The organism is Amycolatopsis sp. NPDC114478, assembly GCF_055633805.1.
On the sequence record NZ_JBVKDO010000004.1, the window covers coordinates 629,357 to 651,593 of the forward strand.

21 protein-coding genes and 1 pseudogene are annotated in these 22,237 nt (G+C 70.0%); 16 read left to right on the top strand and 6 right to left on the bottom strand.

Going from position 1 to position 22,237, the window contains the following annotated elements; translation table 11 throughout:
* Positions 1–3: 3 nt before the first annotated feature.
* Positions 4–1,290, bottom strand: coding sequence for an adenylosuccinate synthase (locus ACZ7OH_RS15790; RefSeq protein ID WP_470281422.1), 1,287 nt, complete (start codon positions 1,288–1,290; stop codon positions 4–6).
* A gap of 76 nt (positions 1,291–1,366) precedes the next feature.
* Here ACZ7OH_RS15790 and ACZ7OH_RS15795 point away from each other — a divergent pair, with 76 nt between their 5' ends.
* The 7 genes from ACZ7OH_RS15795 (at position 1,367) to ACZ7OH_RS15825 (ending at position 8,772) form a co-directional block, all read left to right on the top strand.
* The gene (locus ACZ7OH_RS15795; protein ID WP_470281423.1) at positions 1,367–2,050 is read left to right on the top strand and encodes a hypothetical protein; all 684 of its coding nucleotides are present in this window, start codon (positions 1,367–1,369) and stop codon (positions 2,048–2,050) included.
* A gap of 274 nt (positions 2,051–2,324) precedes the next feature.
* A complete protein-coding gene (locus ACZ7OH_RS15800) occupies positions 2,325–2,807 on the top strand; it encodes a hypothetical protein (protein WP_470281424.1) in 483 nt (160 codons plus the stop codon).
* A gap of 289 nt (positions 2,808–3,096) precedes the next feature.
* Complete coding sequence (locus tag ACZ7OH_RS15805) at positions 3,097–3,735, top strand: HNH endonuclease family protein (protein WP_470281425.1); 639 nt, start codon at positions 3,097–3,099, stop codon at positions 3,733–3,735.
* A 127-nt stretch (positions 3,736–3,862) separates the two neighbouring features.
* The gene (locus ACZ7OH_RS15810; protein WP_470281426.1) at positions 3,863–5,470 is read left to right on the top strand and encodes an ABC transporter substrate-binding protein; all 1,608 of its coding nucleotides are present in this window, start codon (positions 3,863–3,865) and stop codon (positions 5,468–5,470) included.
* Positions 5,467–6,420 carry an ABC transporter permease gene (locus ACZ7OH_RS15815; protein WP_470281462.1) on the top strand — a complete coding sequence of 318 codons (954 nt, stop codon included), beginning with the start codon at positions 5,467–5,469 and terminating at the stop codon, positions 6,418–6,420. The genes ACZ7OH_RS15810 and ACZ7OH_RS15815 overlap by 4 nt, the downstream gene beginning before the upstream one ends.
* Entirely contained in the window at positions 6,413–7,228 is an 816-nt protein-coding gene (locus tag ACZ7OH_RS15820) for an ABC transporter permease (RefSeq protein WP_470281427.1), read from the top strand. The genes ACZ7OH_RS15815 and ACZ7OH_RS15820 overlap by 8 nt, the downstream gene beginning before the upstream one ends.
* Positions 7,225–8,772, top strand: a complete 1,548-nt coding sequence (locus tag ACZ7OH_RS15825) for a dipeptide ABC transporter ATP-binding protein (RefSeq protein WP_470281428.1) — start codon at positions 7,225–7,227, stop codon at positions 8,770–8,772. The genes ACZ7OH_RS15820 and ACZ7OH_RS15825 overlap by 4 nt, the downstream gene beginning before the upstream one ends.
* Here the strand turns inward: ACZ7OH_RS15825 and ACZ7OH_RS15830 are convergent.
* Entirely contained in the window at positions 8,769–9,065 is a 297-nt protein-coding gene (locus ACZ7OH_RS15830; protein ID WP_470281429.1) for a hypothetical protein, read from the bottom strand. The two genes, ACZ7OH_RS15825 and ACZ7OH_RS15830, sit on opposite strands and share 4 nt — an antisense overlap.
* Before the next feature lie 208 nt (positions 9,066–9,273).
* On the opposite strand from ACZ7OH_RS15830, the gene ACZ7OH_RS15835 reads away from it, so the two are divergent.
* Positions 9,274–10,167: a glycosyl hydrolase family 18 protein gene (locus ACZ7OH_RS15835; RefSeq protein ID WP_470281430.1), complete on the top strand. Its 894-nt coding sequence runs from the start codon at positions 9,274–9,276 to the stop codon at positions 10,165–10,167.
* 17 nt (positions 10,168–10,184) lie between these two features.
* The gene (locus ACZ7OH_RS15840) at positions 10,185–11,291 is read left to right on the top strand and encodes a glycosyltransferase (protein WP_470281431.1); all 1,107 of its coding nucleotides are present in this window, start codon (positions 10,185–10,187) and stop codon (positions 11,289–11,291) included.
* Here the strand turns inward: ACZ7OH_RS15840 and ACZ7OH_RS15845 are convergent.
* Positions 11,275–13,152 carry an FAD/NAD(P)-binding protein gene (locus tag ACZ7OH_RS15845; protein WP_470281432.1) on the bottom strand — a complete coding sequence of 626 codons (1,878 nt, stop codon included), beginning with the start codon at positions 13,150–13,152 and terminating at the stop codon, positions 11,275–11,277. The genes ACZ7OH_RS15840 and ACZ7OH_RS15845 overlap by 17 nt on opposite strands.
* A 184-nt stretch (positions 13,153–13,336) precedes the next feature.
* Here ACZ7OH_RS15845 and ACZ7OH_RS15850 point away from each other — a divergent pair, with 184 nt between their 5' ends.
* From ACZ7OH_RS15850 to ACZ7OH_RS15865, 4 genes are all read left to right on the top strand, one after another.
* Positions 13,337–13,627, top strand: coding sequence for a hypothetical protein (locus ACZ7OH_RS15850; RefSeq protein WP_470281433.1), 291 nt, complete (start codon positions 13,337–13,339; stop codon positions 13,625–13,627).
* Between the two features lie 81 nt (positions 13,628–13,708).
* Entirely contained in the window at positions 13,709–14,854 is a 1,146-nt protein-coding gene (locus ACZ7OH_RS15855) for an LLM class flavin-dependent oxidoreductase (RefSeq protein ID WP_470281434.1), read from the top strand.
* Positions 14,855–15,178: 324 nt separating this feature from the next.
* Positions 15,179–16,441 (top strand): MFS transporter, encoded by a 1,263-nt coding sequence (locus tag ACZ7OH_RS15860; protein ID WP_470281435.1) that lies wholly within the window; start codon positions 15,179–15,181, stop codon positions 16,439–16,441.
* Positions 16,442–16,763: 322 nt separating this feature from the next.
* Positions 16,764–17,927, top strand: a complete 1,164-nt coding sequence (locus ACZ7OH_RS15865; RefSeq protein WP_400897582.1) for a GGDEF domain-containing protein — start codon at positions 16,764–16,766, stop codon at positions 17,925–17,927.
* Here the strand turns inward: ACZ7OH_RS15865 and ACZ7OH_RS15870 are convergent.
* Entirely contained in the window at positions 17,924–18,568 is a 645-nt protein-coding gene (locus tag ACZ7OH_RS15870; RefSeq protein ID WP_470281436.1) for a TetR/AcrR family transcriptional regulator, read from the bottom strand. The two genes, ACZ7OH_RS15865 and ACZ7OH_RS15870, sit on opposite strands and share 4 nt — an antisense overlap.
* 88 nt (positions 18,569–18,656) lie before the next feature.
* On the opposite strand from ACZ7OH_RS15870, the gene ACZ7OH_RS15875 reads away from it, so the two are divergent.
* The gene (locus ACZ7OH_RS15875) at positions 18,657–19,871 is read left to right on the top strand and encodes a lipase family protein (RefSeq protein WP_470281437.1); all 1,215 of its coding nucleotides are present in this window, start codon (positions 18,657–18,659) and stop codon (positions 19,869–19,871) included.
* A gap of 42 nt (positions 19,872–19,913) precedes the next feature.
* Here ACZ7OH_RS15875 and ACZ7OH_RS15880 read toward each other — a convergent pair whose 3' ends face one another.
* Positions 19,914–20,324 (bottom strand): DUF3151 domain-containing protein, encoded by a 411-nt coding sequence (locus ACZ7OH_RS15880; protein WP_400896908.1) that lies wholly within the window; start codon positions 20,322–20,324, stop codon positions 19,914–19,916.
* 291 nt (positions 20,325–20,615) lie between these two features.
* Between ACZ7OH_RS15880 and ACZ7OH_RS15885 the strand changes: the two genes are divergently transcribed.
* Complete coding sequence (locus ACZ7OH_RS15885; protein WP_470281438.1) at positions 20,616–21,788, top strand: hypothetical protein; 1,173 nt, start codon at positions 20,616–20,618, stop codon at positions 21,786–21,788.
* A 22-nt stretch (positions 21,789–21,810) separates the two neighbouring features.
* Positions 21,811–22,029: a hypothetical protein gene (locus ACZ7OH_RS15890; protein WP_470281439.1), complete on the top strand. Its 219-nt coding sequence runs from the start codon at positions 21,811–21,813 to the stop codon at positions 22,027–22,029.
* 49 nt (positions 22,030–22,078) lie between these two features.
* On the opposite strand, the pseudogene ACZ7OH_RS15895 reads toward ACZ7OH_RS15890, so the two are convergent.
* A pseudogene (locus tag ACZ7OH_RS15895) lies at positions 22,079–22,237 on the bottom strand (class II fructose-bisphosphate aldolase); the annotation flags it as partial.

Here is a 22,237-nt window from a genome sequence, read left to right on the forward strand (position 1 = left end):
GCCTCATACAAACGTGTGCCGGACGATCGTCTGGTCGCGGCCCGGGCCCACGCCGATCGCCGAAATGCGGGCGCCCGACAGCTCTTCCAGGCGCTCGACGTACGCGCGCGCGTTCGCCGGGAGCTCCTCGAACGTGCGGCACGCCGAGATGTCCTCGAACCAGCCCGGGTGCTCTTCGTAGATCGGGATCGCGTGGTGCACGTCGGTCTGGGTCATCGGCATGTCCGGCGTGCGGAAGCCGTCGACCTCGTAGCCGACGCACACCGGCACCTTCTCCAGCCCGGACAGCACGTCCAGCTTGGTGAGGAAGTAGTCGGTGATGCCGTTGACGCGCACCGCGTAGCGCGCGATCACCGCGTCGAACCAGCCCGTGCGCCGCGAACGGCCCGTCGTGACGCCGAACTCGCCGCCCTGCTTGCGCAGGTACTCGCCGGACTCGTCGTGCAGCTCGGTCGGGAACGGGCCCGAGCCGACGCGGGTCGTGTACGCCTTGAGGATGCCGAGGACCGTGCCGATCCGGCCCGGGCCGATGCCCGAGCCCGCGCTCGCGCCGCCGGACGTCGGGTTCGACGACGTCACGAACGGGTACGTGCCGTGGTCGACGTCGAGCAGCGTGCCCTGCGATCCCTCCAGCAGCACGGTTTCGCCGCGCTCGAGGGCCTGGTTGAGCTGCAGGCGCGTGTCGGCGATGCGGTGCGCGAACTTCTCGCCCGCGGCCAGCACCTCGTCGGCGACCTCGTTCGCGTCGAGCGCCTTGCGGTTGTAGACCTTCACCAGCACCTGGTTCTTGAACTCCAGCGCGGCTTCGACCTTCTGGCGGAAGATCTTCTCGTCGAGCAGGTCCTGCACGCGGACGCCGACGCGGGCGATCTTGTCCTGGTAGCACGGCCCGATGCCGCGGCCGGTGGTGCCGATCTTGCGGCTGCCGAGGTACCGCTCGGTGACTTTGTCGATGGCCACGTGGTACGGCATGATCAAGTGAGCGTCGGCGGAGATCAGCAGCTTGGACGTGTCGACGTCCCGCGCTTCCAGTCCGGACAGCTCTTCCAGCAGCACGCCCGGATCGACCACCACGCCGTTGCCGATGACGTTCGTCACGCCCGGCGTGAGGATGCCCGAAGGGATGAGGTGCAGGGCGAAGTTCTCGCCGTTCGGCAGGACGACCGTGTGACCGGCGTTGTTGCCGCCCTGGTAGCGGACGACCCACTGGACGCGGTCACCCATCAGGTCGGTGGCCTTGCCCTTGCCTTCGTCTCCCCATTGGGCACCGATGAGCACGATGGCCGGCATGTGACACTCCAGGTGTTCGACGACTGAGGTTTAGTGTCCCGGACGGACACCGGTGGCGCTGACGAAATGCCGGTGCATGACTGTAACGGAGGACCTGCGGGTGCGCGGAATCGTGGTGGCCTGTGGCGACGGCGCGGCCGGCTTCGAAGAAGTCGACGACGTCGAATCCATCCGCGTGCCCAGCCGTCCCGGCAAGGCGGAAATCGACCCCTTGCTGGGCGAACACGATCACCTGGTCGTGTCGGGCACGGACGCGGACCTCGCCGCGGTCGTAGTCCGCCTGCTGCGGAAGGACGCGCTCTCCGGCGTGTCGGTCGGGTACGTGCCGTCGTCGCCGGACTCATCGGTCGCCGCGCTCTGGGGGCTGCCGAAGACGCCGCTGCAGGCCGTCGCGCTCGCGCTGCGCGGCGAGGTCGACCCGGTGCCGCTGATCCGCGACGACGTCGGCGGCGTGCTCGTCGGACGCGGCGAGCTGCGGCTGGTCCGCGGGGTGGCCTACGCCGACGAGCAGGTGGCGCTGCGCGGCCCCGCCTCCTCGGTCGAGGTGACGCCGGACCCGGGCGGCCCCGGCCTGTCGATCCGCGTGGTCAAGGGGACCCTCTTCAAGCGGCCGACGACGTTCTACGCACGCGCGTTCCAGATCGGCTGCATCCCGACGCGGCCCGTCAGCGACGACGTCGTCCACGAGCGCGCCGTCAACAAGTGGACTTGGTACCGGCACACCGAGGACCTCCGCCTGGTCCGCGGAACTTTCGGATGAAAGTTCGCCGGCCGAGCTGAGGTCCGGCCGATAAGCCCCATACACCGCACCGCAGGGCAATTCGACGGCGAATTGCCCTTTTTCATGCTGTTTTTCGCAATGGTAGCAGCGCGTTGCCGCGCGGGTGTCACTCGGCGTTAACCGAGCGTCACCCACAAGTGTTGCTTAGTGCCACTTCCGTGCTTGATGGTTATTCGGTCCCCATCAATGACACGGAGGCGGTCGAATGCCCACAATTCGTGCTCTTTATTGTTCTTTTACCCTTGTCGCGGTCTTGTCCGGCGGCCTCGCCGGCGTTGCCGACGCGAGCCCCGCGACGACGGAAGCGACCTGCTCACAGGCCGACTTGCCGCTGCCGGACCCGGCCTGCACGCCCGGCGCGCTGAACCCGGACGTCACGCAGTCGACGATCGGCTCGACCATTTGCGTGTCGGGCTGGACCGCGACCATCCGGCCGTCGACCTCCTACACCAACAAATTGAAGACCCAAGGAATCGCGGACTACGGGTATTCGGACACGAGCCTTTCCGACTACGAAGAAGACCATTTCCTTCCGCTCGAACTGGGGGGCGCGCCGAAGGACCCGAAGAACCTTTGGCCGGAACCACACTCGGGGAGCGAGAACTCCTATTCGAAGGACAGCGTGGAAAACGCGGTGAAGAAGGCCGTGTGCACGAACCGGGCCACCCTGGCGGCCGCGCAGCACGCCATGCTCACCGACTGGACGACGGCCAAGTCGGTGCTGGGGATCGGCTGACCTGGGCAGACGCGGGCCGGGCGGGTGAGCGACCCGCCCGGCCCGCGGTTCGAGGGAAACACCTACTTCAACGTGAAAGACCTTCAGTGGTCGTCGCCGCGAAACGGGCGGGGTTCAGCTCCGAATTCCCAGCTCACGCCCGAAAACTTGGGTATTCCTGCGACCAGTCGCGACAACGAAGTCACTAGGAGTTAACCCAGTCGCGGCATCATGTCACCTATACGTGTTGCACACGCCACTCCGGTGTATCAGGGTTAGCTGTCCCCACACCTGAACCGGAGGCAGCAAAATGCCAACCAGGCGTGCTGTTCGTCGTTCGCTCACCATTCTCGTGGCCACCGCCGTGCTCTCCGGGACGCTGGTCAGCGTCGCCGAGGCCACCCCGCCGGGCGTCCCGTCGGCGACCACGGCGAAGAGCGAGCTCGCGTTCCTGACCGTCAAGGCCGACGGTTCGCAGACCGGCTACAGCCGGGACAAGTTCCCGCACTGGATCGACCAGGGCAACAGCTGCAACACCCGTGAAGTGGTGCTCAAGCGCGACGGCACGAACGTGGTCACCGACTCCAGCTGCGCGGCGACCGCCGGCAGCTGGAAGAGCCCGTACGACGGCGCGACCTGGACCGCCGCGTCCGATGTGGACATCGACCACGTCGTGCCGCTGGCCGACGCGTGGCGCACCGGCGCGTCGTCGTGGACGACCGCGCAGCGCCAGGCGTACGCGAACGACCTCACCGACCCGCAGCTGATCGCCGTGACGGACAACGTCAACCAGGACAAGGGCGACAAGTCGCCCGACCAGTGGAAGCCGCCGCTCACGAGCTACTGGTGCACCTACGCGAAGATGTGGGTCGCGGTGAAGTACAAGTTCAAGCTGACGATCAACACCGCGGAGAAGTCGGCTCTGACGGACATGCTCGGCCGCTGCTGAGAGCTGTCAAGGACGAATCTTTGCGGTGTCAGGGATTGAGATCGCGGTTCGCCTGCTGAGACGGCCTTCAGCGCGTGGTTAGCGTCGCTGGTTGAAGACGCAACCGCTCCCCGCTGGAGGCCGTCCGGTGTCCCTGCTTCCCCGTGCCCGCAACGCCGCGGCCCTGCTCGTCCTGCCCGTTCTGCTCACCGCCTGCGCCGCCGCGGGCACCGAACAAGCCGCGTCCGGTCCGCCGAAACCCGGTGGCACGCTGCGCCTGGGCATCTCGTCCGCGCCGGACTGCATCGACCCGCAGCAGGCCGCCACGAACGCGTCCATCAACGTCGGGCGCCAGCTCGTCGACTCGCTCACCGACCAGGACCCGAAGACCGGCGAGATCAAGCCGTGGCTGGCCGAAAAGTGGGAGATCAACGCCGATTCGACGGCGTTCACCTTCCACCTGCGCGCCGGCGCGACCTTCTCCGACGGCAGCCCGGTCGACGCCGCCGCCGTGAAGACCAGCTTCGACGCCATCAAGGCCCTCGGCACGAAAGCCCAGCTCGGCTACGGCTACCTGGCCGCGTACAAGGCGTCGACGGTCGTCGACCCGCGGACCGTCCGCCTCGACTTCTCCGCGCCCAGCGCGCAGTTCCTGCAGGCCAGCTCGACGATGTCGCTCGGCCTCCTCGCGCCCGCGGCGTTCCAGAAGACGCCTGAGCAGCGCTGCCAGGGCAACAGCCTGATCGGCTCCGGGCCGTTCGTCTTCGAAAGCCTGAAGCAGAACCAGGAAATCGTCCTCGCCAAGCGCAAGGGCTACACCTGGGGCTCGTCGCTGTTCAAGCACCAGGGTGAGGCCTACCTCGACAAGATCGACTACAAGATCGTGCCCGAGCCCGGCGTCCGCACCGGCAGCCTCGCCTCCGGCCAGCTCGACGCGGCCACCGACATCCAGCCGGTCGACGAGCCGCAGTTCAAGGGCAACGGCTTCAGCGAGAACATCCGGCCCAACCCCGGCGTCGTGTTCAACCTGCACGCCAACACCACCCGCGGCGTGCTCACCGACGAAAAGGTGCGCCAGGCCGTGCTCAAGGGCATCGACCGCGCCGAGGTCGTGAACACCGTGCTGACGCCGAGCTACAAGGCCGCCACGAGCATCCTCGGCTCGGCGACGCCGCTGGTCAGCGACCTTTCGCAGCAGCTCGCGTACGACCAGAAGGGCGCGGCGGCGCTGCTGGACGGCGCCGGCTGGGTGCCCGGTCCCGACGGGATCCGCGTCAAGAACGGGCAGCGGCTGAGCGCGTCCGTCGTGTTCTCCCCGGTGTTCAACCAGAACCGCAGCGTGCTGGAACTCATCCAGCAGCAGCTCCGCAAGATCGGCTTCGACCTGCGGATCGAGCAGCACACGACGGCCGAGACCACGCAGATCCAGCTGTCCGGCGGCTACGACTTCCTCTGGTACAACGTCACCCGCGCCGACCCGGACATCCTGCGCAGCCAGTTCTCCACCAAGGCCGGCAACCGCAGCAAGCTCACGCCGGGCAACCCGCTGGACGTCGCGCTGGACGCCCAGTCGTCCACTGTGGACACCGCCAAGCGCAAGCCGTCCGCCGACGAGGTCCAGAAGCTCATCATCGACCACGCGTACGCGGTCCCGGTGTTCGAGCTGACCCAGGTCGTCGCGCTCGGCTCCCAGGCGCACGCCGTCGACTTCGAGGCGTCGTCACGACTGCAGCTGTTCGACGCGTGGCTGTCGTGAGGCGCTACCTCCTCCGCCGCGCCGGGCAGGCGGTGTTCGTGCTGTGGGCGGCGTTCACGCTGTCGTTCCTGATCCTCTACCTGCTGCCGGGGGACGCCGTTTCGGCGAAGCTCGCCAGCGGGGAGGCGGGTTCGGCGGCGACGCCCGAGCAGCTCGCCGCCGCCCGCGCGGAGTACGGCCTCGACTCACCGCTGCCGGTGCAGTACCTGAAACGGCTGGTCTCGGCGTTGCACGGCGACTTCGGGCGCAGCGTTGCGACCGGCGACGACGCGACGCACATGGTCGTCACGGCGCTGCCGCCGACGCTCGCCGTGACGAGCCTGGCGCTGGTGTTCGCGGTGCTGTTCGGCGGCGGGTCGGCGCTCCTCGGCACATTCACGCGGTTCCGCTGGCTGCGGCAGGCGCTGTTGTCCCTGCCGTCGTTGGCGATCTCGCTGCCGCCGTTCTGGGTCGGGCTGCTGCTGATCCAGTTCTTCTCGTTCCGCCTGCGGCTGCTGCCGGCGCTGGGCACGCAGGGCTTCGCCGCGGTCATCCTGCCCGCGATCACGCTGGCGCTGCCCACCGGCGCGATCATCGGGCAGGTGCTGGCGAAGAGCCTCGCCACCCAGCAGGAGCAGCCGTACGCGGAGATCGCGTCGGCCAAGGGCGCGAGCCGCTGGCGTGTCCACTTCGGACACTTGCTGTGCAACGCCGCCGTGCCGACGCTGACCATCGCCGGCGTCGTCGCGGGCAACCTGGTCGCCGGGTCGGTGATCACCGAGACGGTGTTCTCGCGCGACGGCGTCGGCCGGATCACCGCGGCCGCCGTCACCGCGCAGGACGTCCCGGTGGTGCAGGCGGTGATCGTGCTGGCCGCGCTGGTGTTCGTGGTGCTCAACCTGGTCGTCGACCTGCTTTACCCGCTGCTCGACCCGCGTATCGCCCGGACACCGGAGGTGGCCCGTGGTTGACCTCGCCACCCCCGTCGTCCGCCGCCCGGGCCTCGTGGTCGCGATCGCCGTGCTGGCGTTCGTGCTGCTCGCGGCGTTCGTGCCGGGGCTGCTGACCGGGTACGACCCGATCACCGGCGTCCCGGTCGAACGGCTGCAGGGGCCGTCGCTACGGCACCTGTTCGGTACCGACGAAACGGGCCGGGACGTCTACGCGCGCGTGATCCACGGCGCGTCGCTCTCGCTGCGGGCGACCGCGATCGCCGTGCTGGTGGCGCTCGTCGCGGGCTCGGCGCTCGGCCTGCTCGCCGGGTTCCGCGGCGGCTGGGTGGACACGGCGATCATGCGGGTCGTCGACGTCTTCCTGGCCATCCCGCCGATCCTGCTGTCGCTGGCCCTGGTCACGGCGCTGGGCTTCGGCACGACGAACGTCGCGATCGCCGTCGGCATCGCGAACCTGGCGTCGTTCGCGCGAGTCATGCGCGCGGAGGTGCTTCGCGTGCGCAACGGCGTGTTCGTCGAAGCGGCGCGCGCCAGCGGAGTGCGCTGGTCGGGCGTGCTGCTGCGGCACGTCCTGCCGAACGCGGCGGGTCCGGTGCTCGCGCTGGCGACGCTCACGCTCGGCACGGCCGTGCTCGAGGTGTCGGCACTGAGCTTCCTGGGCTTCGGCGCGACGCCGCCGACGCCGGAGTGGGGCTCGCTCGTCGCGGGCGGCCGCAGCTTCCTGGCCACGGCGTGGTGGATGACGACGTTCCCGGGGCTGACGGTCGCGGCGGTGGTCCTCGCCGCGAACCGGCTGTCCCGCGCGCTGGACGGAGGAGACCGATGACCCTGCTGCGGATTTCGGACCTGGCCGTGTCGTACCAGGGGGTGCCGGCCGTGCGTGACGTCGGGTTCGACGTCGGCGCGGGAGAAGTGGTCGCCGTCGTCGGCGAATCGGGTTCGGGCAAGTCGACGACGGCGCACGCGGCGATCGGCCTGCTCCCGCGCGGCGGCCGGGTCGACGGCGGCTCGATCACCTTCGACGGCCGCGACCTGCTTTCGCTGTCGTCCCGGCAGTGGCGTTCGGTACGCGGGCGCGAGATCGCGCTGGTGCCGCAGGACCCGGCGGTGTCGCTGAACCCGGTGCACCGGATCGGCGACCAGGTCGCGGAGGTGCTGAAGATCCACGGCCTCGCGGACCGCCGCTCGGCGTCGCTGGAGGCGATCTCGTTGCTGGAGCGCGCGGGCGTGCCCCAGCCGTCTTTGCGCGCCCGGCAGTACCCGCACCAGTTGTCGGGCGGCCTGCGGCAGCGGGTGCTGATCGCATCGGCGCTGGCCGGGCGGCCGAAGCTGATCATCGCGGACGAGCCGACGTCGGCGCTGGACGTCACGGTCCAGCGGCGCATCCTCGACCACCTGACTTCACTGGCTCTTGAAACGGGCACCGCGATCCTGCTGATCACGCACGACCTCGGTGTCGCGGCTGATCGCGCGTCGCGGATCGTGGTGCTGTCGCAGGGATCGGTCGTCGAGGAGGGTCCATCGGTGGTCAGCGCGCCGACGCACCCGTACACGCGGCAGCTGATCGCGGCGGCGCCGAGCCTGTCGAGCGCGCTGCGTCCGCCCGCACCTTTGGCTGAGCCGCTGGTCTCGGTGCGGGACCTCGCGAAGTCGTTCGACGGTATCCGCGCCGTGGACGGCGTTTCGTTCGACATCCCGCGCGGCCAGACACTGGCGTTGGTAGGCGAGTCGGGCTCGGGCAAGTCGACGACAGCCCGTCTTCTCCTGCGGCTGGAGACACCGTCGGCCGGCACGGTGTCGTTCGACGGCCAGGACATCACTTCGCTGGGTGGCGAGGAACTGCGTCGGCTGCGGCGGCGGATGCAGATCGTGTACCAGAACCCGTACGCGTCGCTGAACCCGAAGTTCTCGATCGAGGACGTGGTGGCGGAGCCGTTGCGAGCGTTCGGTCTGCCGCGCACGCGCGTCTCGTCGCTGCTCGACCAGGTTGCGCTGCCGGCGTCGGTGGCGCGCCGCAAGCCGGCGGAGCTGTCGGGAGGCCAGCGCCAGCGAGTGGCGATCGCCCGCGCGCTGGCGCTGCGGCCGGACCTGGTGGTGTGCGACGAACCGGTGTCGGCGCTGGACGTTTCGGTGCAGGCCCAGATCCTGCGGCTGTTGGCAGAGCTGCAGTCATCGCTGGGGTTGTCGTACTTGTTCATTTCCCACGACTTGGCGGTGGTACGGCAGCTGGCGGACCAGGTGGGCGTGATGCGGGAGGGGGTGTTGGTGGAACTGGGCCCGGCGGCGCAGGTGCTGGAGAACCCGCGGGCGGAGTACACGAAGGAACTCCTTGACGCGATCCCCGGGCGTTCCGTGCAGGAAGTGGGCTAACGCGGCCGGTCCGGTTCGGGCTTCCGCAGCCACTGCGGCTCGATCTCGATCTTCCGGACCGGCGTGGGGTAGTCGCAGATCACCGGCCAGACATCGACGGAGTGGCAGCTCTTGGCCGGCCAGCCGTTGTCACGCCGGAATCCGTCGAGAACCCCGCCCATGACCCGGTATTCGGCCGGTGTCATGAACGGCCGCACGCCGAACGGATCCCAGCGCGAGTCATGCCGGACACCTTGTCCCCGAACTGGAAATTCGCTGAACGCACCTGAGCCGCCCACCTCACTCTCGACCATCCTTGCTCGTGGCGGAACCTTAAGGCAGCGAACCGGTGGAACCCCCATGCGGAAGGTTCACCTCTTTCACGATATGCCCTGGTCAGCGCGCCGTACCGCGTTGAAAGTCGTGCCCCATGCCCCGGATTACCTCCCAAAGTCGACAAAACAAGACAGGATCGACGGTGGGTGTTTCCCCAACCACCCACCGCGACGTATGGTCTGGACCATGCGGAGGATCGGCGTGGCCTTCGTGGCCTTGGTGCTGATGATTTCGGGTGCGGTGCCGGCTTCGGCCGCCGCCGGGCGCAGGGTTGTCGTCTACTACCAGACCGTCTACAACGGCTCCGCCTACGTCTCGCCGCTCGCGCTTCAGAGCGCCGGGGCCACGGACATGATCGTCGGGGCCATCCACCTCGATGCCAACAGCGTCGTCCACCTCAACGACGATCCGCCGAACGCCAGCAAGTTCACGCGGATGTGGCAGGACCTCGCCACCCTGCGCAACCAGGGCGTGCACGTCCTCGCCTTCGTCGGCGGGGCCGCCGCGGGCAGCTTCCAGCGGCTCGAAACCCAGTTCGACACCTACTACCCGTTGCTGCGGAACCTCATCCGCACCTACTCGCTGTCCGGCATCGACCTGGACATCGAAGAACACATGTCGAACGCCGCCCTCAACAAGGTGATCGACGCCCTGCGCGCGGACTTCGGCAGTTCGTTCCTGATCACCCTCGCCCCGGTCGCCACCGAACTCAGCGGCGGCGGCGGGCTCTCGGGCCTCAACTACGACACCCTCTACCGCGACCGCGGCGCGCAGATCTCCTGGTTCAACGCGCAGTTCTACTGCGGCTGGGGCTCCCTCTCCAGCACCTCCGGCTACGACAACATCATCCGCCGCGGGGTCGTGCCCGCGAGCAAGGTCGTCGCCGGGACCGTGACCAACCCCGCCAACTGCAGTGGGTACGTGGACATGTCGACCCTCCAGTCGACCGTGCGGAGCCTCAAGAGCAAGTACGCGGACTTCGGCGGGGTCGACGGCTGGGAGTACTTCAACTCCCTGCCCGGCGGGACGTCGGCGCCGCAACAGTGGGCTCAGCAAATCGCTCCGGTCGTGAAGGGCTGACGAGTACGCTCAGGGCGGTGCGGATCCTCTTCACGTGCCGCCCGGCGTACGGCCACCTGTTTCCCTTGCTGCCCTTGGCGAACGCGGCCGCGGCAGCCGGGCACGACGTCGTCTTCGGCACCGGCGAAGCCTTCGTGCCCAAGGTGCGTGACCTGGGTTTCGCGGTCCACCGCGCCGGGATCGGCATCGGCGAGGCGGAGGCCGAAGCCAAGAAGCGGCACGGCGGGGACGCCGGGTTCATGGACGTCGGCATCACGATGTTCGCCGAGCTGCTGCCACTGTCGCTGCTCGACGACCTGACGCCGCTGCTCCCCGAACTGCGCCCCGACCTGGTCATCTACGAGATGAGCGACGTCGGCGCCGGGATCGCGGCGCGCCGGGCGGGCCTCCCCGCCGTCGCGGTCGTGATCGGGCGCTCGATGCCGCCGGAGCTCCTGTCCGTCGCCGCCGAACGGCTGCGCCCACTCTGGGGCACGCTCCCCTCGGACGCGCTCTTCGGCGACGCGTGCGTCGACGTCTGGCCGGACAGCGTCCGCGACCCCGGCACCGCGGCCGTCCCGACGGTGTTCCGGATGCGCCCGACGCCGTACGACCCCGACGTCCCGCTGCCGCCGCTGCCGGCAGACGGCTTCGTCTACCTGACGCTCGGCACCGTGGTCTACGGCGCGACGGACGTCCTGCGCGGGGCGATCCGCGCGCTGTCGAACCTCGACGTCGACGTGCTGGTGGCGCTCGGCCCCGGCGATCCCGCGCTGCTCGGAGACCTCCCGGAGCGGGTGGACGCGGCCGGGTTCGTGCCGCAGGCCGAAGTCCTGAAGCACGCGGGCCTGGTGGTGCACCACGGCGGCACGGGCACAGTGCTCGGCTCGCTGGCCGCCGGGTTGCCGCAGCTGGTCCTGCCCCAGGGCGCCGACCAGTTCGCCAACGCCGAGACGCTCTCCGCCCTCGGGCTCGCCCGCGCACTGGTGGGCGACGAAGTCCGGATCCCCGCGATCGAGACGGCGGCCCGCGAGCTGCTCACCGACCCGAAGCCGCGTGACCTCGCCCGGGGCATCGCGGCCGAGATCGCGGAAATGCCGCCCCCGGAGCGGGTCCTGGCCGAAATCGTCAGCTGGGCGGGCTGACCAGCGCCAGGATCTCGCGCGCCACGGCGTCGTTCTGGCGGAAGCTCGCCGCGTTTGTCCGGGGCCGCGTGAACGCCGCCGCCGAGCGGGCGCTCGTGTGCGGGCCCACCGCGAACCGGTGCGGGTGCGGACGGCCCGTCCCGTCGAGCAGGCGGGAGTCCGCCACCCGCGTGTGGATCCGGCCCGACGGCAGCAACGCGCCGGTCACCGGGTCCGCCACGGTCTCCTCGGCCAGTTCACCCGCGTCACGCAGCTGCCGGAGCAGGCCGTCGGCCGCGCGGGTCACGCTCGGACCCGGGAGCCGCGCTTCGACGAGCGTCCGCGCCCGGACCGCGCCCGGATAGCTGGCGCTGGTCGCGACGAACGCGCCTCCGTCCGTCGTCACCTGCATTTCCGCGCCGGCGAACGAAACCACGCCGGCTTCGTGCAGCGCCAGCAGCTCCTCCAGCCGGCGGGGCGGCGGTCCGCTGGCGTAGTACGAGAAGAAGCCGTGGAACCAGCCGTCCATATCGGACACCTGCGACGACGCGTCCAACCGTCCTTTTTGGACCAGTACCGGCAGCTGGCCGTACACCGACAGCAACGCCATAAACGCGCCGAGGTCGGCGCTGAACTCCGGGTCGGCCCGGCGCGCGAGGTCGGCTTCGATGTATTCGCGCAGCTCCTTGCCGAACTCTTCCGGGGTACCGAACTCGCGGTCGGACAGGGGCCGGTCCAGGCGGTCGAGGTCGAGGCGGTCGGCCTCGGCGGGCACCGCCCGCGCCACGAGGTCGCACATGCCCGGTGAATCCCACGGCAGGTCGGCGAAGGCGTCGGCGAACACGGCGAAGTCCAGGCACACGCGCTCCGGGTGCCCGGTGAACAGCTCGCTGTAGTAGCCCCAGGCCAGTTCCTTCGCGATCAGCGGCCAGACGTCCGCGCGGAAGTCGAGGGCTGGGCCGGCGAGCCCGTCCATGGCGTAGGCGTCGAAGAACCTGGGGAGCCGCAACGGTTTCCCGCGCAGCCGGTAGCCGATCTTCGCGTGGTAGGGCACGCCCCGCCGGGAGCCGACGTGCAGCACCGGCTCGGCGCCGCTCGGGTGGTAGCGCAGGCCGCCGCCCTCGAGGTCCTCGAACCGGCCGCCGCGGCCCTCGGTGAGCAGCAGCATCAGGTCGACGAACGCCAGCCCGAACCCGCGCACCAGCACGGTTTCGCCCGGCGCGATGCCGGAGTAGTCGACGTCGGCGGTGTAGCCGGCCGGGTAGTAGGCGAGCCCGTGCCGCGCGGCGAACGTGACGAGCTCGCGCTCGCGGTGATCAGGTTCGGCGTCGAGGTGCCCGACGGTGAACACGACGGCGTCCGCGCGCACGGTCGTGCCGTCGGACAGGGTGACGGTGTCGCCGTCCACGCCGACCGCGCGCGCCGCGTGCTCGACGACGTCGATGCCGTCGGGCAGGTCGGCGAGGATCTTGCGGTAGACCCAGGTCAGGTAGGCGCTCTGCAGCCGCCGGGTCGGGAAGTCGAAGCTGTCGAGGGCGGTCAGCTCGGCGACGACGTCGGGCGGGACTTCGGCGTCGAGCGCGCCGTCCCGCACCTGCCGCGCCCACTCCAGCAGCGTCGGCCCCGGCCGGACCGGGCCCGCCATCTTCACCGACTCGTCGGTGAACATCGTGACGTCTTCGGGCATGGAGTTCATCCGCAGCAGCGGCGACTGGTCGTAGCGCCACACGCGGCCGGGCCCGGGCGGGAACGGGTCGATCAGGTGCACCTCGAGCCGCCGGTCGCGCAGCAGGTCCGCGTTCGCGCCGAGCCGCTCGAGGACGCCGACCCCCCGGGGTCCGGCGCCCACGACGGCGAGGGTGAACGGCGCGCGATCGGCCACCTAACCGAAGCTACGCGCGGGGTCCGACGCCGGACGTCCTTCCCATACTCCGGAATTCCGGGAATAAAACCAAACACTCCGGCGAGCGGCGCCGAATCCCCGGGCAGGTTGGCGAGAGGAGCGGATTTGTCCGTTGTCCACCGAGGCGCCGCGGCCTTCGCAGTGTTGTTCCGACGACGAAGACTTGGCCGCTGAGATAGGTCCGCCGCACCGCGTCCACACCGCGCAGGACGTGGTCGGCACCCTGCTCAGGGGTAACTGGGCGATCTTCGCGCACGAATGGGCCGATCCGGACGGGATCGACCCGAAGCACTGGCGAGACGTCATCGAGGCCGCTTCGGAGGCGGCCGGGGTCGACGTCGAGTTCGTGGTCATCCCGCGCCGGTCCCTGACCGTCGTGTTCAACCGGGCGGCCCCGCCCACCTTCGAGCAGGTCCGCGCGTCGATCGAGGTGATCGAGGCGCACCGGCGCTAGTTCCACCCTGCGGACTCCGTTGCCGCCCACCGCACGTCAGGCGTAGCTCTGGCCTTACCGACGTGAGAGAAGGTGGACGGAATGCCGGTGGAGTTCCTGGGCATCGGGGGCACGCACGACGGGTCGGAGACGCACGCCCGGTCCGGCGGGGTGTTCGACAAGGAGTACACGCTGCGCCTGGCCCGCGCGCACGAGGACTTCGGCTGGGACCGGGTGCTGTTCGCCTACGGTTCCGGCTCGCCGGACCCCGCGCAGGCGGCCGCGTACGTCGCCACGAAGCTCGACAAGCTGCAGATCCTGCTCGCGCACCGCCCGAACGTCTCGTACCCGACGTTCGCGGCGAAGACGTTCGCGACGCTCGACCAGATCTCCGACGGCCGCCTCACGGTCCACTTCATCACCGGCGGCAACGACCACGAGCAGCAGCGCGAAGGCGACTACCTGACGAAGGACCAGCGCTACGCCCGCACGCGCGAAGCCATCCAGATCATCAAGAAGGCGTGGACGTCGGACGAGCCGTTCGACTTCGACGGCGAGTACTACCGCTTCGCCGACTACGTCTCCGACGTGCGGCCGGTGCAGAAGCCGCGTCCGGGTGTGTCGTTCGGCGGCTCCTCGCCGGCCGCGTACGCCGCCGGGGGCGCCGAAGCGGACATCTACTGCCTGTGGGGCGAGCCGCTCGCGCAGACGGCGGAGCAGATCGAGGCGGTCAACGCCGCCGCCAAGGCGGCGGGCCGCACGGACGTGCCGCGGATCCAGGTCGCCTTCCGCCCGATCATCGCGCCGACCGAGGAGCTGGCCTGGGAGAAGGCGTACGCGACGGTGGGGGCCATCAAGGACCGCACGAAGGGCGGCCAGCCGCTGACCCGGCGGCACAAGCTGACCGAGCCGGAGAACACGGGCTCCCAGCGGCTCCTGGCGGTGGCCGCCCAGGGCGAGCGGTTCGACCGGGCCCTGTGGACCCCGACGGCGGCGGCCACGGGCGGTGCGGGCAACTCGAACGCGCTGGTGGGGACGCCGGAGACGGTGGCGCAGGCGTTGCTGGACTACTACGACCTGGGCGTCGAGATCCTGTCGGCGCGGGGCTACGACATGCTCGGCGACACGATCGACTTCGGCCGGTACGTGATCCCGATCGTCCGGGAGGAAGTCGCCAAAAGGGACGCCGAGCGCGCGTCGGCGGTGAACCGGACACCGGCGGAGGACGCCCTGGCCGTCGACGGCTGACACCGGCCACCTGCTCGAACCAAGTAGCCACCTCGCGAACGCGAGGTGGCTACTTTTGCCTCTGGCCCTTCGCCCATCGGGTACGGAATGATCCATTGGTGACTCCTGGGCGACCGGCCAGACACTGCGGGCTATCGTCTGACCCGTTCAGGAAAGCTCCGTGACACCTTGGATACCGGCGAAAGAACCTAGAGATTTACCAACAGTCACGGGACACTGACTGAGGTAACTCACGTACCGTGACTGCCCCATGACCGACCGACCCTTTTGTCACCGTCGGTCATGCGTAGGGCACGGTCTGCACAAGAGGTCGGGAGAAAGCGCATGGCAGCTCCGCGGGATCGCGTCACGTTCCGCGAGGTGTTCGGGATCGCCGAGTTCCGCGCGCTGTGGTTCGGGGAACTGCTGTCGATCGCCGGGGACCAGCTGGCCAGGGTCGCGCTGTCCATCCTCGTCTTCACCGCCACCGGCTCGGCCACGCTGACCGGCCTCACCTACGCCCTGACCTTCGCCCCTTCGCTGCTCGGCGGCATCTTCCTGACCGGCCTCGCCGACCGGTTCTCGCGCCGGACCGTCATGGTCACCGTCGACCTCATCCGGGCCGGGCTGATCCTGCTCGTCGCCATCCCGTCGCTGCCGTTCTGGGTGGTCTGCGTCCTCGTCGCCGGCGTCTCGCTGCTGAACCCGCCGTTCAAGGCCGCGCAGCTCGCGTTGCTGCCGCAGATCCTCGAGGGCGACCGGTTCGTCGTCGGCATGGGTGTGCGCAGCATGACCGTGCAGACGGCGCAGCTGCTCGGCTTCGCCGGCGGCGGCGCGCTGCTGCTGGCGCTCGACCCGCACGTCGCCCTGGTGCTCGACGCCGCCACGTTCCTGCTGTCCGCCACCTTCATCCGGTTCGGCGTGCGTTCGCGGCCGCCGGCCGCGAACGCCGAGAAGCGGAAGCCCTTCTTCGCCATGATCGGCACCGGCGGCCGGGTGGCGTTCGCCAGCCCCGCGCTGCGGGCGCTCGTCCTGTTCACCTGGCTGATGGGCCTGCTGCCGGTCTACGAGGGCATCGCCGCGCCGTACGTCTCGTCGGCGGGCGGCGGGCCCGAGCTCGTCGGGCTCCTGCTCGCGGCCGACCCGGTGGGCAGCGTCATCGGCACCTTCGTCTTCACGCGCTGGGTGCCCGCCGAGGTGCGGCCGAAGCTGATCGGGCCGTTGTCCGCGCTGTGCGCGGTGCCCATGCTGGCCGGCTTCGCGCAGCCGAACCCGTGGGTGTCGATCGGCCTGTTCATCCTGTCCGGCGCGTTCGGCTCGGTCGCGCTGCTGCAGGCGACGGCGTCGCTGACGCTCTCGGTGCCGGACGAGAACCGCGCCCAGACGATGGGCCTGTCGAACACGGGACTGACGACGATGCTCGGCGTGAGCCCGCTCATCGGCGGCGTGCTGACGGACCTCGTCGGGGCGCAGACGACCGTCGGCATCTTCGGCGTTGCCGGATTGATACTTACGGCTCCGCTGGCGCTCGCGTGGCGGCGCTCGCGGCTTTCAGGGGCGGGCGAAGGTGGGCATGACTTTGAGACCCAGCGCGCCGAACACGCCTGAGCACGCTCGACACGCTGGCTTCGTCATCGCGACCTTGCGGCGCGGCTCCGGCTCACTGATCTCTGGAACGCATCGCTGGCCACCCTTCGATCCGGCGTCCCGGAAAATGTACACACCTAAGGCCCTTGTGGACAGACGGCAAACGGGCTGAAACTGTCCGTGAGTGGTTCATCACCACCACCGAGCGCAAGGGTTTGGGGGAAAAATGGTCACATTGGGGGAACGGTCTGGACAAGGCGTGATTTCTGGTGTTGCGGGCTGGGCGCTGTGGCGGCGGCCGCCCCGCTGGATCGCCGTCACGCTCGTGGCGATCGCAGTGCTGGTGGGCTGGACGGCCGTCGCCACGGTCACCACCACGATCACGCTGAAGCACCTGGGCATCCTCGGTCTGCTGGGGGCGCTCGCCCTGGCCCAGACCGAGGTCAGCCGTCGGATCGAGCGCCAGCGGCGCATCTTGAGCGACGGCCCGCACATGAACATGACGTCGGTGTGGCTGCTGCCCGCCGCGCTCCTGCTGCCGACGCAGCTGGTCACCTTGCTCGGGGTGACCCTGTACGTCGGCCTGGCGCTGCGCAGCTGGTCGGGCACCCGTCCCGGCCAGCCGCACCGGGTCGCCGCGAACGCCACCAGCGCGACGCTGTCGGCTTGCTCGGCCGGCCTCGTCACGCACTTCTCGACGGGGCTGAGCGTCGCGGCCGTCACGCTCGCGGTGGCGGTGTACTTCCTGGTCAACGCGGCTCTCACCGGCCTCGGCCTGTACCTCGCCAACCCGGAGGAGGCGACCGTCGAGAGCTGCCTGGGGGGCATGGACGACAACCTCCTCGAACTGTCGACCCTGTGCGTCGGCGGGCTGCTGGTGATGGTGCTCGGCCAGGAGCCGCTGCTCTCGGTGCTGGTCATCCTGCCGCTGTACGTGCTGCAGCGGTCGGTGCTGGTCAAGCGGCTCGAGGAGCTGGCGACCACCGACCAGAAGACGCAGCTGCTCAACGCCACCACCTGGCAGGACGGCGCGCAGCGCGAGATCTCGCGCGCCGAGCGCGACAAGGGCAGCTTCGGCGCCATGATGATCGACCTCGACCACTTCAAGCGGATCAACGACACCTACGGGCACCTCGCGGGGGACGACGTGCTCAAGGCGGTCGCGGCCGTGGTCAAGCAGGAGACGCGGGCGCACGACCTGGTCGGCCGGTTCGGCGGCGAGGAGTTCGTGGCGCTGCTGCCGTCGACGTCCAAAGAGGACGCCATCGTGACGGCGGAGCGGATCCGGCAACGGGTCAGCGAGCTGATCATCAGCACGAAGACCAACGAGGGCGCCTTCGTCGACATCGAACGGCAGACGGCATCGATCGGCGTCGCCGCCTACCCGCTCGACGGGTCGTCGATCGAGGAAGTGATGGCGTCCGCCGACGCGGCCGTGTACGCGGCCAAGCACGGCGGGCGGAACCGCGTGGTGGGGTCCGCGGAAGTGGCCCTAGCCGCGGCTTAGCGCAGCCGGTCGATGACGTCGCTCGCCTTCGTCTGGAGGCGGGCGACGCCGCCGACCGTGAATTCGGTGAGCAGGTCGATCAGGGCTTCCTGGTCCGGCGGCTCGCCGTCCCACGTCGCCTGCACCAGTGACTCCGTCATCGCGAAGAAGAGCGTGACGAGCGCGCGGTCGGCGCGGCCGGAGTCGATGCCGTGCGCGGCCCACCGCTTGCGGGCGGCGCCGGCGTAGACGACGGCCAGCCTCTCCCTCAACCGGGTGAGAGCGGGGTCGCCCGCGCGCTCGGCCGCGCGAAGCACGCCGTAGGCCTCCGGGCTGTCCGCGACGAAGGTGACCATGTTGGCGTAGTTGGCCCGGGCCCAGGCCCGCAGACCGGGCTGCGGGTCGGTCACCGACGGGCCCGCGATGGCGGCGAACGCCTGCTCCTCCGTCACGGCCACGACCTCGGAAAACAGCGTCGCGCGGTCACCGAACTGCTCGTAGACGCCCTGGCGGGAGACGCCGGCTTCCCGCGCGATCTGCTCGATCGTCGCGCCCTGCATCCCGTGCTGCGCGACGACCTTCGCCGTCGCGTGCAGGACGCGGGCGCGCTGCTCCCCGACCGGGAGCTTGCGCGGCCGCCCGCGCGGAGCCGGGCTTGACATGGTGGTCCACCTCACGTGATTCTTTTTCCGACACCTCTGTCCAAAAAGGTGTTCCCCGCGCACTGTCCCTGCTCAACGAGGAGCAAGCATGCGTATCTTCCCTCGCCGCGCCCTGTCCGCGGCGGTCGCCACGGTTTCCGTCCTGGCTCTCGTGGCCCCCGGCGCCTCCGCCGCGTCCTTCTACGATCCCCCTTCACCACTGCCGGCCGGGAGCGACGGCGACGTCATCCGGCACGAGGCGTCGACGTTCTACATCGACCCGGTCAAGCTGATCAAGGCCGACGCGGACGTGCAGCGGATCATGTACCGCAGCACCGACACGCACGGTTCGCCGATCGCGGTCACCGGCACGGTGCTGACCCCGCGTTCGGCGTGGCACGGCGCCGGCGTCCGTCCGATCGTCTCCTACGCCGTCGGCACGCAGGGCGAGGGCGACGACTGCGCGCCGTCGAAAGCGCTTACCGCCGGGTTCGAGTACGAAGGCCCGTTCATCGCCGGGCTGCTGACGCGGGGCTACGGCGTCGTCGTGACGGACTACGAAGGGCTCGGCACGCCGGGCGACCACACGTACGTCAACCGGGCGTCCGAAGGGCACGCGGTGCTCGACGCGATCCGCGCGGCCCAGCGGCTGCCGGAAGCGGGGCTGCCGGACGACGGCCCGGTCGCGATCGCGGGCTACTCCCAGGGCGGCGGCGCGTCGGCCGCGGCGGCGGAGCTGCAGCCGAGCTACGCACCCGAGCTGAAGCTGAAGGGCGCGTACGCGGGCGCGGTGCCGGCCGACCTGGCTTCGGTGGCCAAGAACCTCGACGGCCACTACGCGGTCGGCTTCCTCGGCTTCGCGCTGGTGAGCATGAACTACGCGTACCCGGAGCTGAACATCCCGGCGCTGCTCAACGCGCGCGGCAAGCAGCTGTTCGAGCAGGTCCGCACCGAGTGCACGGTGGAGGCGATCGCGGCGCACGCGTTCACTCAGTCGTCGACGCTGACGAACGACGGCCGCTCGCTCACCGCGTACCTCGGCGAAGAGCCGTACGCGTCGCGGGTGGCGGAGCAGAAGATCGGGACGCTGAAGCCGTCGGTGCCGGTGCTGATCGTCCACAGCGCGCTCGACGACATCGTGCCCTACGCGCAGGACCGCGACCTGGGCCGGACGTGGTGCGGCAAGGGCGTGCAGGTGCAGTTCAGCACGTCGCTGGTGCCCACGCACGTGCTCACCGCGGTGCGGGCGTTCCCGGAGGCGTTCGCGTGGCTGGAGGGCCGCTTCGCCGGCCTGCCGGCGCCGGTCGACTGCGGCTGGTTCTGAGGCCGGAAGGGCCCGGGACCGCGCGGTCCCGGGCCCGCGGCGTCACTTCAGGCCGGTGGCTTCCGCGGCCGCGGGGTCGGAGTCGGCGAGGAACGTCCGGCAGCGGTCGTACTCCTCGGTCTCGCCGATCTTCCCGGCGGCCTTGCCGAGGACGGCGAGGGCGCGCAGGAACCCCTGGTTCGGGCGGTGCGACCACGGCACCGGGCCGAAGCCCTTCCAGCCGGCGCGGCGCAGCTGGTCGAGACCCCGGTGGTAGCCGGTGCGGGCGTACGCGTACGCGGCGACGGTCTCGCCCGCGTCCAGGGCCTTCTCGGCCAGCGAAGCCCAGGCCTCGCTGTAGTCGGGGTGTTCGGCCGCGACGGCGGCCGGGTCGGTCCCGGCGTCGAGCGCGGCCTGGGCGGCGGTGTGCTCGGGCAGCAGCGTCGGCTCGGGGCCGAGCAGGTTGTGCGTCATGCCGCCCATTCTGCACGCGGGTCAGAAGAACAGGCTCGCGAGAACCCCACCGCCGGCCAGGACCAGAGCGCCGACCAGGACGGCGGCCGCAACTCGTTTCGGCATCATGGCGGCACACCATGCCAAGCCGCGCGGGCCTGAAGCAAGTCGTCCACCCCTAAGGGTGAATCCGGGCGCGAAGCGCCTCCGTTGAGGGTGGCGGTGGGGAAGAAGGCAGGGGGAATCCCGATTTTGGCGTCTTTCGCCACGGTCCTGACCCGCTCGTGACCATGACCGGCCATGATGTCCGGCATGGCCAAGGCAGTCGACGTCCCCGTGGACGTGATCCCGCGCAGCCCCATCGGCAAGACGCGGCTGTTCTTCACGCGGCACTGGCACCGCGGCGCCCCCGGGCAGCCGACGCCGGACTGGGTGCTCCGGTTCTGCTACGGGATGTGGCTGGCGGCGTTCGCGTTCAAGCTGCTGGGCTCGTCGTGGGACATGTCGTGGCACTTCATGTGGCTGCGCGACGACCTGGCGCCCCCGCACCTGATCAACACCGTCGGCACGGTGATCATCGTCGTGCTGGTGGCGATCCACAGCTACACGGGCCTCGGCGCCGACAAGACGTCCCTGCGGCTGATGCAGATCGGCCTGCTGACGTTCCTGGTGGCGGCCCCGCTGGACGTGATCAACCACCGCGTCAACGGCCTGGACCTGACCGCGTGGAGCCCGTCCCACATGATGTTGTACCTGGGCACGGGCATCATGCAGGCGGGCGTCCTGCTGGGCTGGCTGCGGCTGTCCCCGCCGGGCCGCTTCCGGACCGGCGTGCTGCTCGCGCTGTGGGCGTTCTTCCTGGAGAACACGTTCTTCCCGAACGGCCAGCAGGAGTACGGCATCCTGGGCCTGCGCGCGTGGGAGCGAGGGGCCCCGGAGGCGGAGCCGTCGCTGCTGACGTTCGCGGCGAACCAGATCGGCCACCCGGTCGACCGCGCGGCGATCCTGCACTTCACGATGCCGATCCCGGAGTGGGTGTACCCGCTGTGGGGCATCGGCGTGATGGCGCTGATCTTGGCCCTGGCGCGGCGCACGTTGGGGTTCCGCTGGTCGGCTTCGGCGGTGGCGTTGGCGTACGTCGTGTACCGGTCGGTGATGTGGCCGCTGCTGCTGGGGCTCGGGTTCCCGGTGTCGACGGTCCCGTTCTACCTGCTCTTCGTGGGCTTGGCGGTGGACTTGGCGTTCGCGATGAGCCACGGCGTCGTGCGCGCGGCGGCCGGAGCGTTGCTGGTGACGGCGTTCGGGTTCGGTGCGCTGTGGGTGCAGTCGCAGTTCCGGCCGTGGGTCCTGGGCGACGCGCACACGGAGTCGGCACCACCGGTGGCGTACTGGACGGCGTTGGTGGTGCTGGTCGGGGTGTTCGCGCTGTGGGCCGCGGCGGCTCCGGCTTCGCGCCGCTGGTCAGCGAGGCGGGTAACCGCGTAGCACCGGGGTTCTACCATGGAGAGTGAAGATCATCAGCCAGCGGGAGCTCCACAACGGCTCCGCCGCGATCATGGATGCGGTCGAAGCCGGCGAGACCTTCCACGTCACGCGCGCGACCCGCGACCGCAAGGTGGATTTGATGATCGCCGCGATCGCCTCCGTGCACGGCCTGCCGCTGTACACCCGCAATGCGAAGGACTTCCGCGGTCTCGAGAGCCTGCTGGAAGTCGTGGAAGTCTGAACACGACGAAGGGGCCGCCACGAACCCGTGGCGGCCCCTTCGCGCGTGACTACTTGACCTTCGTGCCCGCCGAGCCGAGGGCCTGGCAGGCCTCGACGACCCGCTGGGCCATCCCGGCCTCAGCGGCCTTCAGGTACGAGCGCGGGTCGTAGACCTTCTTGTTGCCGACCTCGCCGTCGATCTTCAGGACGCCGTCGTAGTTCTTGAA